Here is a 13,139-nt window from a genome sequence, read left to right as displayed (position 1 = left end):
TATAATTTTAGGATCACCTCCTAAGCACCATCAAGTGCGAGTTGCGCACCTCCGGTGCAAATCTGTGCCGCATATGATACTGCACAAGAACTGCGTCCGAGCACCACAGCGCACCGGTGGCGTCGCCCAAATAAAAAAGAATGGAGCCCTCTCAGCTCCCGTTATTGCTCTTCCGCAGTTCCTGGTCCCGCAGGACGTTCCTCTGGATCTTTCCGGAGATAGTCTTCGGGAGTTCCTGGACGAACTCGATCGCCCTCGGGTACTTGTACGGGGCGGTAGTATTCCGGACGTGGGCCTGGAGTTCCTTGACCAGCGACTCGGACGGCTGGTAGCCGGGCTTTAAGACGATGAAGGCCTTGACGACCATCCCGCGGATGAGGTCCGGCGACCCGACGACCGCCGACTCCTGGACGGCCGGGTGCTCCATGAGCGCGCTCTCCACCTCAAACGGCCCGATCCGGTAGCCGGAGGACTTGATGACGTCGTCGTCGCGCCCGATGAACCAGAAGTAGCCGTCCTCGTCCATACGCGCCTTGTCGCCGGTGTAGTAGAACCCGTTCTGGAACGACTCCCGGTTCGCTTCGGGGTTGTCCAGGTACTCCACGAAGAGCCCGACCGGCCGGGGGTCGAGTTTTACCGCGATCCGCCCTTCTTCACCGGGGCCGACCGGGTTGCCGTCGTCGTCGTGGAGCTCGATATGCCAGCCCGGGGCAGGCCTTCCCATGGAGCCGGGCTTATGCATCATGCAGGGGAACGTGGCGATGCAGCAGACGGTTTCCGTCTGGCCGTAGCCCTCGTAAATGGGCTGCCCGGTGCCGTCTTCCCAGACGCGGATCACCTCGGGGTTGAGCGGTTCGCCGGCGCTACAGCAGTGCCGCAGATCCCGGAAGTCGAACTTGTCGAGGTCGGCGAGGATCAGCATCCGGTAGACCGTCGGCGGTGCGCAGAACGTGGTCACCTCGTACTTCTCGATCAGCGGGAGGAGCTCGGTCGCGCCGAACTTCCCCCGGATGTCGTAGACGAAGATGCAGGCTCCGGCGATCCACTGGCCGAAGATCTTGCCCCAGGCGCACTTCGCCCACCCCGTATCGGAGAAGGTCAGGTGAAGGTCGTTTTCCGTGACGTCCTGCCAGAGCGAGGCGGTGATGATATGCCCGAGCGGGTAGGAGTGGTCGTGCAGCACCATCTTGGCCTCGCCGGTGGTGCCCGAGGTGAAGTAGATCATCATCGGGTCGGTCGACTTCGGCTTCTTCGCGACCGGCATGCTGACCTTGTGGTGCGATACCGGTGCGGGGTACTCGAGCTCGTGCGGGTAGCTCGCCCAGCCCTCGCGCTCCCCGTCCACCAGGAACAGGGTTTCGAGCAGCGGGCAGGCGTTGGCGACCTCGTCGACTTTCGCGGCGTTCTCGGAGTTCGTGATGATCATCCGGAACTTCCCGGCCTGCACCCGGTATTTGATGTCTTTTGGAGTCAGCATCGTCGGGCAGGGGCAGAAGACCGCCCCGAGCTTGGTGAGCGCGATGACGAAGATCCACCACTCCGGGACCCTCGGGAGCATCAGCATGACCCGGTCGCCCTTCTTGATGCCGTATTTGAGGAGGATATTCGCGGCACCGTTGGAGAGATACCGCAGATCGCGGAAGGAGTATTTCTTCTCGTTCCCCTCCTGGTCCACCCAGATCATGGCGAGCTTGTTCCGGTCGGTCTCGGCCCACCGGTCGATCACGTCGTAGCCGAAGTTGAAGTGTTCGGGGACGTCGATCGTGAAGTTGGCGCAGGCGGCCTCGTAGTCGGTCATGTTCGGCTCCCGGACGCTGGCAGGCATTACCCCCGCGGGGACCTCGGCCTGCACGCCGTTTGCCGATGCACCATCGAGGTACTTCTTGCAGAGTTCGTTGAGCCATTCCGACCGGGACATTCCCCGGAATTCACGCATTCTGTCGATCGCCTTCACGAGGCCGTCATCCATCGTGACCGAGTATCGCACCATGCAGTACAGGTTTGTGGTGCAGCATATCACCTTTTTGATTTGCCGTGCACCACGATCCGGGGGAACTGCACCATCGCGGTGCATCCGGCCCGGATGCCGGCCGGGTGACGATCCGGTCCGCCGGCCCGGGAAGAAGCTGCGCACCGGCCTCCTGCACCACCATGTTCAAATAGAGACACTGTGCATCGGGCCATATATGGCGGAGCAGACTATCCTCGTTACGGGCTCGACGGACGGTATCGGAAAGGCGACCGCACGCGCCCTGGCCGAAAAGGGTCACCGCGTGCTGCTCCACGGCAGGGACCGTGAGAAGGGCCAGAGAGTCCTCGCGGAACTGGAGGCGGCCACCGGCTCCGACCGGCTCGCCCTCTTCATCGCCGACCTCTCGATGCAGGAGCGAGTCCGGGATCTGGCAGAAGAGGTCGCCGGGACGTACGACCGGCTCGACGTCCTCGTCAACAACGCCGGCGTTTTCATGCCGGAACGGGAGGTTGCACCCGGCGGGATTGAGATGACGTTTGCCGTGAACTTTCTTTCGCAGGTCCTGCTCGTCCACGAGCTTCTTCCGCTTCTTGCGAGGAGCACTCCTGCGAGGGTCGTGAACGTCGCGTCGATCGCCCACAGGAGCGTGGGGTCGATCGACTGGGGAAACCTCCCGGGCTTCTCGAACTACGACCCCTATGATGCCTACGCCGTATCGAAGGTAGGGGTCATCGCCTTCACCGCCCGGCTCGCCCGGGCCCTCGAGGGGACGGGGGTGAGGGCAAACAGCCTCCACCCGGGGGTGATCGACACGAAGCTCCTCCGGGCCTATATCCACGGCGGGAATGAAGGCGCCCCGCCGGAACAGGGGGCGAAGGTGGAGACGTACCTCGCAACCTCCCCCGAAGCCGGGACGATGAACGGCGGCTACTTCGAGGAGACCCGGTGGACCCAGCCGTCGTCCCTCGCCCTCGACCCGGTGGTTCAGGAACGGTTCTGGGAGGTGGGGCTCGATCTTACCGGGATCGGGCAGTGGTGACGCGAAAGCATGATAACCGATGACGGAGAGCGGTAACCCCCACGGAGGATGGATCACATGACAAGACGCAGCATAAAGGGCAAAGAAAAAGAGGAGACGAAGGAGTTCTGGTGCGAGATCTGCGGGGCGGCCTGCGACGAGATCACCGAAGAGAACTACCCGGACCTCGAGAAGGCACGGACGCTCTGCCCCGACTGCAAGAAATCCTATGACGAATCCTGCAGGATCAGGTGACGGGAAGGAAGATCACTTCCCGGCTTTCAACTCCTCGACTTCTTCGTAGCCGTGCTGGTAGAACTCCTTCTCGATTACCTGCCGTGCCGGCAAGCGATTTTGCGCTCCAGGTGATCTCCGGGAACGGTCGAAACAGGATCCGGAACCTTTGCGACGGCGGGAACACTTCTTTTGAGCAGGCGGTCACGACCGGACGCGGCGGAGCAGATCCCCGGATGAGACCGGCATCTGCCGGCGCTTCATGTCGCGCCAGACGGCAAGTTGCCGATAGAGCCAGTAGTCCAGATCGTCTGGATCGTCGGCGTAGAGCACCGTATGCGCCTCAAGAACCGCGCCCCTGAGGTACCAGGGGATCTCGTCGAAGATGACGATATCATAGCGCTCTCCCGCCGTGAGTATCCGCCTGTAGACCGGAGCGCGGTCGGCGCTCTCGTGCAGGATGAGGCAGATGTCGATGTCTGAGCGTTCGTCTGCATAGCCTTTGACATGCGACCCGTAGACGAGGATACCCCTGATGGACGGCAGCACCTCGCGGAAGTGTTCAAGGAGTGCTGTATCGGTTACCTCTAGAGCCACGTGAGTATCACCCCGGAAAATTCGCGCAGGGCTTCGGTGAGCCGTGCAATTGAGGCATACGCTATCCGGTCGTTGATGCCGTCGTATTCATGGACCAGCCTGTTCCGGAGCCCGTTTGCCTCCTTCAGGGCTTTGCCGAGATCCGCCGGGACGATCTCCCGTTCGACCAGGTAGTCGACGTTGCTGTAGTCGTCCTGCGCCGAAGAGTCCAGGCTGCGCCTCATGAGGGCACAGATGTCGGCCGCGGCTTCGACCGCTTCCTGGAACTCCTTGTACATTGCCTTCCTGAGTATCCTGTCGGTGAGGATCTCTTCGGAGAAGTGCAGATCGATAAACTCCACCCGGTCGATCAGCATCTCGCATTTCTGCACCACCCTCTCCGCGATCGTTCCGGTGTGAGTTTCCATCGCTGAAGTTTCACCCGAAGTCGTATTTGAGTGTATGCTTTTTAGGAAAGCGTCGTGAAAACCGGCTCTGACGGGCGGGGTTTCCGGCGCCGGATGCGATCGGCGGCAAACCTTCACGAATCCCCGCCATGGAAGGGCAATCACTTCCCGCCTTTCTTCAACTCCTCGATCATCTCCTCGACTTCTTCGTAGCCGTGCTGGTAGAACTCCTCTTCAGCGGGCTCGATCTCCCGGAGAAGCCGCAGGAACTCCCCTGCATGCTCTTTCTCCTCGTCCGCGATATCGCGCATCACCTTCTGGACCAGCGGATCGTCGGTCGACTCGGCAATCTGGTTGTAAAGCTGGATCGCCTCGTACTCGGCGGCGATCGAGAACCGGATCGTCCGGATGAGCTCCCCCCGGTCCAGCTTACGCTCCATATGGTTCCCGGAGAACGGTTGTGCAAATTCGGGCATGTCAGATGACCTCCGGGGGCTCATGTGGCGGGGCGTTATTTATAGGTTGGGCCGGCTGCGTGAATGGACAGCCCCTTCACGCGATCATCGTGATCCTTCCATCCGCCTTCGCGGCCACCGGCTCCGGGAGAGATTCCATATATGCGACCAGTGCATCGACGTCGAACGGGCCGTTGACGATATTCGTACCTTTCCTGAAGACGGTATACCCGTCGCCGCCGGTCGCGAGGAAATCGACCATTGCCGCCGTATATTCCGCGTTCGGGTCCAGAGGAGCGCCGTTAACCCGGACTTCGACGATCTTGCCGCCCGCAGGTCTTTCATCGTCGAACGTGTACGATAGCCCGGAGACGGCGAGGTTGTGGGGCGGCAGCGGGGTCTGCCACTGCTGTTCCAGCACGTCCCTGACCAGGTCGCCCGTCATGGTCATCGAGAGCACGGTCGCAGAGAACGGCTGCACGGAGTAGAGGTCGCCCCAGGTGACGTTGCCCTCCGCTACGTCCGCCCGGAGCGAGCCGGTGGTGATGAACGCGATATCGGCGTTCATCGCTGCCCGCTGACCGTCGGCGACCAGGTTGCCGAGCGCGGATTCGCCGGCGTCGGTCTGCAGCCGCGTGATATCCGCCAATGCAACTGCAACAACCCGGTCAGTCAGCGGTCCGACCGCCTCTTCGCTCATATCAAGCAACAGAGAGGCCGCCGGGTCGGGGCTGGTGCCGGGCGGCCGGTCACTGTATGCCGGGACGATCCGTGCCGATTTACGAGTTATCTCCCCTGTGACGGGGTCGATGACGAGATCGACGTCGGCAAACGCCCTGCTGTAGCTGTATGCCTGCGTCACCAGCACCGGGTTTTTGCCGGCGTTCTCCAGGTAGGCGTTGGTGAATGCATGGGTGTGGCCCGAGAGGACGACATCCACGTCCGGGTCAAGGCCGGCGACGATCCCGGCGACCCTGCCCGTCACGTTGCCCCCTTCCCGGGTCGGACCGTCGTAGGGGTCCTGCGAGCCGCCCTCGTGGAGGAGGACGACGATCGCATGCACTCCCTTCTGCTGGATCTCCGGGACGTAGCGGTTGATCGACTCGGTCTCGTTGTTAAAGACGACCTGTTCGATGTTGACCGCCTTCTGTATCGAGGGCGTTTCGGTTGTATCGGCACCGATGAACGCTATCCGTGCGCCGCCGGCGTCGCGGATCGTGTAGGGAGCGGCGAGAAGAGTGCCGTTTGCCTTCCAGGCCACGTTTGAAGAGATGTATTCCGCTGCCGCACCCGGGTAGGGGTCCGCCAGGTGAGTGATGGTCGTCGCACCGTTCCCGCCGCGGACCATCCGCAGCAGTTCGTCCGTGCCCCGGTCGAACTCGTGGTTGCCGAAGGTTGCGATCATGCCCGGGCAGTCGTCTGCGAGGCCGTTGAAGAACAGCAGGGTGGGTTCGTCCAGCAGCAGCCCGGATTCCGGTGGCGACGCTCCGACGACGTCTCCGGGGAGAGCGATGAACGTCGTGGCCTCGCCGGCATCCGCCATCGCGCATTCGAGGTACGACGCAAGCACCGGCGCGCTCCCGGCCGGTTCGCCGTCGAGGTTCTGCCCGGCGGGCAGTTGCCCGTGGAAGTCGTTGACCGCGAGGATCTTCACGTGTACCGGTTCGGGGTCGGGGTAGAGATAACCCGAAAGTGCGATGGGGACGAGAACGATGAGCAGGAGAACCAGTAAACCGATGATCGCCTGCCGCCGGGGCGATCTGCCGCCTGTGGACGAACCGGCTGTCATAAAAAGAGGTCATCTCCGACGGCATAAATACCAGCCGGAATAGATCCGGGCGGAAACGAAGAAAGAGGGCGTTTATGCGACCAGATCGATATAACTCCCGGTCCGGCGCGGCGGGGTCCATCCCGGTTGTCCGGGGAGGAGCCGCTCAGCCGTCCCGGGGGAGGATTGCCTCGACGGTGATCGCGTAGGTGATCGTCTCTCCCGCGAGCGGATGGTTGGCGTCGACGGTGATGCTTTTGTCGTCCACGTCAAGTACGGTCACCAGGCAGGGTTTTCCCATCACCTCGACCCTGAGGAATTCCCCGGGGACCGGTTCGTGGTCGAGTTTGAGTTTCTTGCGTTTTATCGTTACGACGAGTTTCCTGCGGAATTTCCCGTAGGCCTTCTCCGGGGGCAGCACCACGGCCACCGTCTCGCCCGGCTCTTTGCCGATCAGCGCCTCCTCGAAGAGAGGATTGATCTGGTTCGCTCCAAGGGTTACCCGGACCGGCTCGCCCGATCGGGTATCCTCGAAGACCTCGCCGTCGGGGCGGGTGCTGGTGAAGTGCAGGAGCAGGGTGTCGCCGTCTGTCACGGGTGCCATAGGTGCCTGATCGGTTTGTCGGGCAGGGGTTTAATTCATTGGGAATGAGACGGGTTTCTGAAGCATGCCCCTGAATGGGCGTTGTCAAACCCCTCTATTGTAAAAGACTTTTATTCCCAATCGGTGAGAATATCTCCAATTTGCCGGTGCAGAATAGGTATTTCCACAGTTGCCAGAGTCCAGACATATTTCAAATTCACGCCTGGATAATCATGAATCAGCCTGTCACGAAGTCCTGAGATTTTTCTCCACGGAATGTCCGGATATTCGTCCCGGAAGTCATCTGGAACATGTTTTGCTGCTTCCCCGATAATCTCGAAAAATCTGATGAGACCCGCGTTGTACAACGAATCTCCGAGAAATTCCTCATAACTCATTCGTTCGGTTGCCTTCATGATATTTTCAGATTGCTCGTAAATATCTGCAAGGTAGTATCGCAACCGCAACTCTGTCATGCTGTACCCCTCTCACGCGTACAGAAGATGGCCTCTCTCATCACACATACGCGCAATCCCTCGCTCATCCACTCAACGGAAACCAGATCCACTTTTCTCTGGAGCAGATCCTCAAGAAAATCCCCTAAATCCAGCAGATTCTCGTAAGTGTCCATCTCCGGACGGAACGAGTATACTACGTCCACGTCCGATTCAGGTGTATCCTCCTCACGCGATACGGAGCCGAAAATACCGATTGTTTCGATACCATACTTCTCCCGGAGGGTCGGGAGCTCGCGCTCAAGAAGGGCCAGAACCTTGGACTTGATGGATTGGTACTCCTTCACTATCGATCGCCTCCGGGATTTACCGATGATAACTCTTTGCCATCACGAGATATGAGGTTTTGCCAGTAGAGAGGGCTTCCTCTCCGCGAGAGACGGGATAAAATTGGTTCTTAATTTCGAAAAAGGAGCAATATTCAAGCCTCAGGCGAGATTCGAACTCGCGACCTTGTCCTTACCAAGGACACGCTCTACCGGCTGAGCCACTGAGGCGTGACGCACCAATTATGTTGGAGGTTTACCCTATAAAAGGTTACGGCCGAAACCGGGCAAGGAACCGGGCAGGACCGGCCTTATTCGCCCTGCGCGGCGGCATCGATCGCCTCCAGCGCGCCGATGCTGGCGGTCACCCCGTCGAGGGTATCCACCTCGACGATGGGGATGACGTTGTCCCTCTCGACGGCGTCCATCACGGCTGAAAAATCGATCGTCCCGGCCCCGACCGGCGAATGCGTGTCCCCGGTGCCGTCGTTGTCGTGCAGGTGGTAGTGCGCCGCCGGGTGGGCGAGGAAACCGTCCAGGCACCCGTTCAGGTTCGCGTGGCCGACGTCGAGCGCAAGCCCGATCCCGTTGATGAGCGGCAGGTCCTCGCAGGAGCGCAGGAAGAAGTACTCCCAGTCCCCCATGTTCTCCACAAAGAATGTGACCGAGAGGTCTTCGGCCGCCGCCGTGAGTTCGGAAAGCGACTGCCGGAACCTCTCCACCGCCCGCTCCCGCTCCTCGCGCCACGCATAGTAGCCCGGGTGGATGACCACGTCCGCCCCGATCTCGGCGGCGACGGCGAACGTCTGCGTCAGGACCTCGACGCTCGCCCGCCGGATGGGCTCGAGGAGGCTTGCAATGTTGACCCCCCGGGACGGCGCGTGGATGAAGTAGAGATACGAGTAACTCTCGAGCGGTTCCGCGCTCTCCAGGTAGTGCAGCCCGTCATCCATCACCTCCACGCAATCGGTGACGGGAGCGAGTTTCTCGAGCGCGCTAGAGAGCGGCTCGCGATGAAGGCAGTAGGTGGAGACGCCAAACATACAGAATGTTCCGGCCGGGACGATAAATAGGTTAGGAACAGGCACCTCCCGGCGTATCCCGCCTCGCCGGAACGTGGGTCAACCCGGCGGCCTTCACCCCGGCCGACCACATCTGCAGGCCGGGATAGGGGGTGGCCTCCGGCGGGTCGTTGCAGAGAGGTGAACCCTGATGATCCCTTGTGCCGGATAGTACTCCGGATAACCTCATGGCATACCGTTACCTCTTCGGCCCGGTCCCCTCCCGGCGCCTGGGCATATCGCTCGGAATCGACCTGGTACCGCACAAGACCTGCGCCTTCGACTGCGTCTACTGCGAGTGCGGGCGGACGACCGATCTGACCTGCAAGCGGCGCGAGTACGTCCCGACCGGCCGGGTCATCGCGGAACTCGACGATTTTCTCGCGAAGAGGCCGGATCTCGACTACATCACGTTCGCCGGGTCAGGGGAGCCGACGCTTCACACCGGGCTTGGCGAGATCATCGCCTTCATCAAAGACCGGTATCCCCGCTACCGGGTCGCGGTGCTGACCAACAGCGCACTCCTGACGGACCCGGAAGTCCGGGCCGCCCTCATGCGTGCGGACCTCGTGGTGCCGTCGCTCGATGCTGTCTCCGAAGAGGCCTTTTTGAAGATCAACCGCCCCTGCCCGGGCCTCACCGCCGGGCGGGTGCTCGAGGGGCTGCTTGACTTCGTCCGGGAGTATACCGGCGAGGTCCGGCTCGAGGTCTTCATCGTCCCGGGCATCAACGACACGGAGGACGAGATCCAGCTCCTGAAAGACGCCGTTGCGGCAATCAAGCCCGACCGCGTGCAGGTAAACACCCTCGATCGGCCGGGCACCGATATCCGGGTCAGGCCGGCGTCCCGGGGGGCGCTCGAGCGGATCGCGGCGGTGCTCGGCGGGGAGGTGATCGGGGCGGCCTGCACGGACCGGGCGCTGCCGCCGGAGAGCGGGGATGCCGGAGAGATCATCCTCGCGACCATCCGCCGCCGGCCCTGCACGCCCGCAGATCTCGCCGCACTCCTCGGCATCCGTCCGGCCGAGGTCGCAAAGCACCTCCGCGTCCTCGAAGCACGGGGCCTGATCGAACAGGTTCGGGAAAAAAGAGGGGTATTTTATCGGGCGACCTAGATCACTCCCGCATGTGGACGTCCATCTGCGGGAACGGGATCTCGATCCCCTCTTCCGCAAACCGCTCGTAGACGCGCGTGTTCACGTAATCCTGAACGTCCCAGGTCAGGTTGAAGGCCTTTGCCCAGAGAACGAGCATGAAGTTCAGGCTTGACGCTCCGAACTCGAGGAAGTAGACGGACGGCGCAGGATCGGAGAGGACGTACTCGGACCGTGCCGCCGCCTCGTGCCCGATCTCGATGAGGATCTCTTTTATGCGCTTGATGTCGCTGCCGTATGCAGCCGATACCGGGATCTTGATCTTTAGCCTGACGTCCGGCATGGCGTAGTTGACGATGACGCTGCTCGAGACCTTCGAGTTCGGGATGGTCACCATCTGGTGATCCAGCGTCTTGATCCTGGTGCTCCGGGGACCGATGCCGATCACGTCCCCGAGGTAGCCGTCGATCTTGACCCGATCGTCCACCGCGAACGGTTTATCCGCGAGGATGACCGCACCCCCGAAGAAGTTGGAGACGATATCCTGGGCAGCGAGCGCCACCGCCAGGCCGGCGATCCCGGCACCGGCGATGAGCGGTGTGATGTCCACATCGAGCATCCGGAGCACCATGAGGATGGCGACGAACCAGATTACATAGCGTGCCGAGACCTCGAGCACCCGGATGATCCGGTCGTCAAGGTCGGTCTCGGTCTGCGACGCCATCCACCTGCCGTAGAGGTTGATGAAGTTGTAGACAAACGAAGAAACCACCCAAGCCGCGATGAGGGTTGCCGCCGCAGCGAAGTACTGCCCGGAGAAGAGCCACGCGTACTCCCCGAGGAGGGTCGCGGGGTCGACGAAGAGCGCTATGGAGATCCAGACGGAACATACGATTATGGCAATCGTAAGTGGTTTATCGAGAGAATAGAGCACGATGTCGTCGAGTTTCGATTCCGTGAGGTCGGCCCGCTTCTGAAGCCACCGGAAGACCTCGTGAACGACGAACGCTGCGATGATTCCGCAGAGGACGACCGCGCTTCCGTACATGATGCTGTTCATTCCGGTACTAATATGTGCTGTCAGCGGAATATAAGTATGATAATTCATGGCGGTTGGAAAGGAAATCCTTGATGCGCTCCACGCTCTCGTCGACCGGGATATCACGCTCATGCATATCTGCGGCACCCACGAGGCGGCAATCGCGCGCGCCGGGCTCCGGAGCGTCCTTCCCGAGCGGCTCAAGATCGTGATGGGGCCGGGCTGCCCGGTCTGCATCACGCCGCAGGGCGAGATCGACGCCGCTCTCGACCTGGTGGAGCGTGGCTGCACCGTCGCCACCTACGGCGACCTGCTGCGTGTCCCGGGGTCGAAAGGCTCGCTCGAGTCGAGCGGCGGGGACGTCCGGGTGGTGCAGGGCGTCCACAAGGCAGTGGAGATCGCCCGGCGGGAGCCGGACCGGGAGGTCGTCTTCATATCGGTCGGCTTCGAGACCACCGCACCGACGGTCGCCGCCACGATCCTCTCCCGCCCGCCGGAGAACTTCTCCATCCTCTCGTGCCACCGGCTCGTCCCGCCCGCGATGGCGTGGCTCCTCGCCCAGGGGGAGGCGGCGCTCGACGGGTTCATCCTACCCGGGCACGTCTGCGCGGTGATGGGCTACCAGGAGTACGAACGGTTCCCCGTCCCGCAGGTCGTCGCGGGGTTCGAGCCGGAGGATATCCTCCTCGGCCTCCTGATGGCGGTCCGGCAGGTCCGCGAGGGGGCGCACCGGGTGGAGAACGCCTACCCGCGCGTGGTCACCCGGGAAGGGAACGTCAAGGCGAAACGCCTGATGTACGAGGTCTTCGAGCCGTACGACGTCGAGTGGCGCGGCTTTCCCGTGATCCCGGCATCGGGCCTCCGCCTGAAGCCGGAGTTCGAGGGCTACGACGCCCAGAAGAAGCACGATATCGAGATCAGGCACGTGGACAAGCACTTCGCCTGCATCTGCGACAAAGTGCTGCGCGGCGTCGCCCGGCCCTCCGACTGCCGGCTCTTCGGGAAGGCCTGCACCCCGCGCACTCCCGTGGGCCCCTGCATGGTCAGCCACGAAGGAGCGTGCAAGATCTGGCAGCTCTATGAGTCGAGGAGGGCCTGAAACCCTCCTCTCCGCTGGCCTTTTATACCATACAGAACAATATAATATGGCAGTCTCGGTAGGGTAGTGGATATCCTGAAAGCCTCCGGAGCTTTCGACCCGGGTTCGAATCCCGGCCGGGGCGTTTCTTGTTTTGGTCGAATGTCCGTCAGGGCGGATCTTATTTCCATGAGTGTAAAAACGCCTGTACGGAAGGCTCCGTACCGTCCCCGTGCTTCCGTAAAAACTGCCTGACGTTCGCCGACTCGACCCATCCCCGGTCGAGTTCGGTGATGATCTCGTCAATCCGGCGCGACTGCTCGAGGATCTTCTCGGCAAGCGGGTCGTCGATCATCTCCGCATACCCGACGATCACCTGCAGCGGGTTCCGGATGTGATCGCCGAGAATGGCAAACTGTTCGATATTCTTCCCGAGCTGCGCGTATGTCTCCCGCTTCATCTGATCGGTGAGAATCCGCCCGGTGATGTCCATAACGATCAGCATGATGCAGAGCGGCTGCCCGGCGTCGTTCTGCACGACGCTGCCCGAGACCTGGATGTGAAACGGAGACCCGTTGTTTCGCAGCCCGATCGTCTCCTGCATGATTGCATGGTCGTCAAGAAGATGCCCCGTAATCGTTTCTCCGACGGTGGGGTCTGCAAAAAATGCCTCCAGGTTTCTTTCCGTGACCGCTCCATCCTCGCCGTACCCGAACATCGAGGCAAAACTCCGGTTGGCATAGATAACGGCTCCGCTGAGATCGGCGATAAGGATGCCGTTTGTCGACGATTCGAGAGCGGTCTCCTTTATCCTGAGTTCCCGCTCGGTGCGGACCCGGTCGGCAATGTCCCGCGCAATCGCCACGAGGTACTGCTCTCCGCCGAAGGTGACCGACCGGACGGTGATCTCCATCGGGATCTCCGTTCCTTCCCTTGATATGAGCGATGCGGTGCAGGTCTGCCGGCACTCGGATGGAAGATCGCTCTTTTTTTTTGATGAACTCGACAAATCCGGCTTTCTGTTGCGGGGAGATCAGGTCGGCGAACGGCATCGCGAGCAGTTCCTTCTTCGA

At 61.5% G+C, this 13,139-nt stretch carries 15 protein-coding genes and 2 tRNA genes; 5 read left to right on the top strand and 12 right to left on the bottom strand.

What is annotated here, in order from left to right; all coding sequences use genetic code 11:
- Nucleotides 1-151: 151 nt before the first annotated feature.
- Nucleotides 152-1,990, bottom strand: coding sequence for an AMP-binding protein (locus tag BRA62_RS08560; RefSeq protein ID WP_292366151.1), 1,839 nt, complete (start codon nt 1,988-1,990; stop codon nt 152-154).
- A gap of 196 nt (nt 1,991-2,186) precedes the next feature.
- On the opposite strand from BRA62_RS08560, the gene BRA62_RS08555 reads away from it, so the two are divergent.
- On the top strand, nt 2,187-3,011 hold the full coding sequence (locus BRA62_RS08555; protein ID WP_292366150.1) for an SDR family NAD(P)-dependent oxidoreductase: 825 nt from the start codon (nt 2,187-2,189) through the stop codon (nt 3,009-3,011).
- A 57-nt stretch (nt 3,012-3,068) separates the two neighbouring features.
- Nucleotides 3,069-3,245 (top strand): hypothetical protein, encoded by a 177-nt coding sequence (locus BRA62_RS08550; protein ID WP_292366149.1) that lies wholly within the window; start codon nt 3,069-3,071, stop codon nt 3,243-3,245.
- 183 nt (nt 3,246-3,428) lie between these two features.
- Here BRA62_RS08550 and BRA62_RS08545 read toward each other — a convergent pair whose 3' ends face one another.
- The 9 genes from BRA62_RS08545 to BRA62_RS08505 all read right to left on the bottom strand — a co-directional run bounded on the left by BRA62_RS08545 (nt 3,429) and on the right by BRA62_RS08505 (nt 8,837).
- Nucleotides 3,429-3,821 carry a nucleotidyltransferase domain-containing protein gene (locus tag BRA62_RS08545; protein WP_292366148.1) on the bottom strand — a complete coding sequence of 131 codons (393 nt, stop codon included), beginning with the start codon at nt 3,819-3,821 and terminating at the stop codon, nt 3,429-3,431.
- Nucleotides 3,812-4,228 (bottom strand): type VII toxin-antitoxin system HepT family RNase toxin, encoded by a 417-nt coding sequence (gene hepT / locus BRA62_RS08540; protein WP_292366147.1) that lies wholly within the window; start codon nt 4,226-4,228, stop codon nt 3,812-3,814. The genes BRA62_RS08545 and hepT overlap by 10 nt, the downstream gene beginning before the upstream one ends.
- 140 nt (nt 4,229-4,368) lie before the next feature.
- Entirely contained in the window at nt 4,369-4,647 is a 279-nt protein-coding gene (locus tag BRA62_RS08535; RefSeq protein ID WP_292366146.1) for a ferritin family protein, read from the bottom strand.
- A gap of 112 nt (nt 4,648-4,759) precedes the next feature.
- Nucleotides 4,760-6,451 (bottom strand): bifunctional metallophosphatase/5'-nucleotidase, encoded by a 1,692-nt coding sequence (locus BRA62_RS08530; protein ID WP_292366145.1) that lies wholly within the window; start codon nt 6,449-6,451, stop codon nt 4,760-4,762.
- A 145-nt stretch (nt 6,452-6,596) separates the two neighbouring features.
- Nucleotides 6,597-7,034: an FKBP-type peptidyl-prolyl cis-trans isomerase gene (locus BRA62_RS08525; protein ID WP_292366144.1), complete on the bottom strand. Its 438-nt coding sequence runs from the start codon at nt 7,032-7,034 to the stop codon at nt 6,597-6,599.
- Between the two features lie 110 nt (nt 7,035-7,144).
- Complete coding sequence (locus BRA62_RS08520) at nt 7,145-7,489, bottom strand: DUF86 domain-containing protein (RefSeq protein ID WP_292366143.1); 345 nt, start codon at nt 7,487-7,489, stop codon at nt 7,145-7,147.
- Nucleotides 7,486-7,815 carry a nucleotidyltransferase family protein gene (locus BRA62_RS08515; protein ID WP_292366142.1) on the bottom strand — a complete coding sequence of 110 codons (330 nt, stop codon included), beginning with the start codon at nt 7,813-7,815 and terminating at the stop codon, nt 7,486-7,488. Before BRA62_RS08515 ends, BRA62_RS08520 begins: the two co-directional genes overlap by 4 nt.
- A gap of 137 nt (nt 7,816-7,952) precedes the next feature.
- A tRNA-Thr gene (locus BRA62_RS08510) sits at nt 7,953-8,025 on the bottom strand.
- 80 nt (nt 8,026-8,105) lie between these two features.
- Nucleotides 8,106-8,837 (bottom strand): sugar phosphate isomerase/epimerase family protein, encoded by a 732-nt coding sequence (locus BRA62_RS08505; RefSeq protein WP_292366141.1) that lies wholly within the window; start codon nt 8,835-8,837, stop codon nt 8,106-8,108.
- A gap of 206 nt (nt 8,838-9,043) precedes the next feature.
- Here BRA62_RS08505 and BRA62_RS08500 point away from each other — a divergent pair, with 206 nt between their 5' ends.
- Complete coding sequence (locus BRA62_RS08500; RefSeq protein ID WP_292366140.1) at nt 9,044-9,970, top strand: radical SAM protein; 927 nt, start codon at nt 9,044-9,046, stop codon at nt 9,968-9,970.
- A 1-nt stretch (nt 9,971) separates the two neighbouring features.
- Here the strand turns inward: BRA62_RS08500 and BRA62_RS08495 are convergent, their stop codons facing one another.
- Complete coding sequence (locus BRA62_RS08495) at nt 9,972-11,009, bottom strand: mechanosensitive ion channel family protein (RefSeq protein WP_292366139.1); 1,038 nt, start codon at nt 11,007-11,009, stop codon at nt 9,972-9,974.
- Nucleotides 11,010-11,055: 46 nt separating this feature from the next.
- Between BRA62_RS08495 and hypD the strand changes: the two genes are divergently transcribed.
- Together hypD and BRA62_RS08485 are read left to right on the top strand one after the other, a co-directional pair.
- On the top strand, nt 11,056-12,087 hold the full coding sequence (gene hypD / locus BRA62_RS08490) for a hydrogenase formation protein HypD (protein ID WP_292366138.1): 1,032 nt from the start codon (nt 11,056-11,058) through the stop codon (nt 12,085-12,087).
- A gap of 52 nt (nt 12,088-12,139) precedes the next feature.
- Nucleotides 12,140-12,211 (top strand) — tRNA-Arg (locus BRA62_RS08485).
- Between the two features lie 36 nt (nt 12,212-12,247).
- Here BRA62_RS08485 and BRA62_RS08480 read toward each other — a convergent pair.
- Nucleotides 12,248-13,075, bottom strand: a complete 828-nt coding sequence (locus tag BRA62_RS08480) for a PAS domain S-box protein (protein ID WP_292366137.1) — start codon at nt 13,073-13,075, stop codon at nt 12,248-12,250.
- Nucleotides 13,076-13,139 lie beyond the last annotated feature (64 nt).

This window comes from Methanoculleus sp. UBA208 (assembly GCF_002498065.1).
Classification (GTDB): Archaea; Halobacteriota; Methanomicrobia; order Methanomicrobiales; family Methanoculleaceae; genus Methanoculleus.
This window is presented reverse-complemented; position numbering and strand designations above follow the sequence as displayed.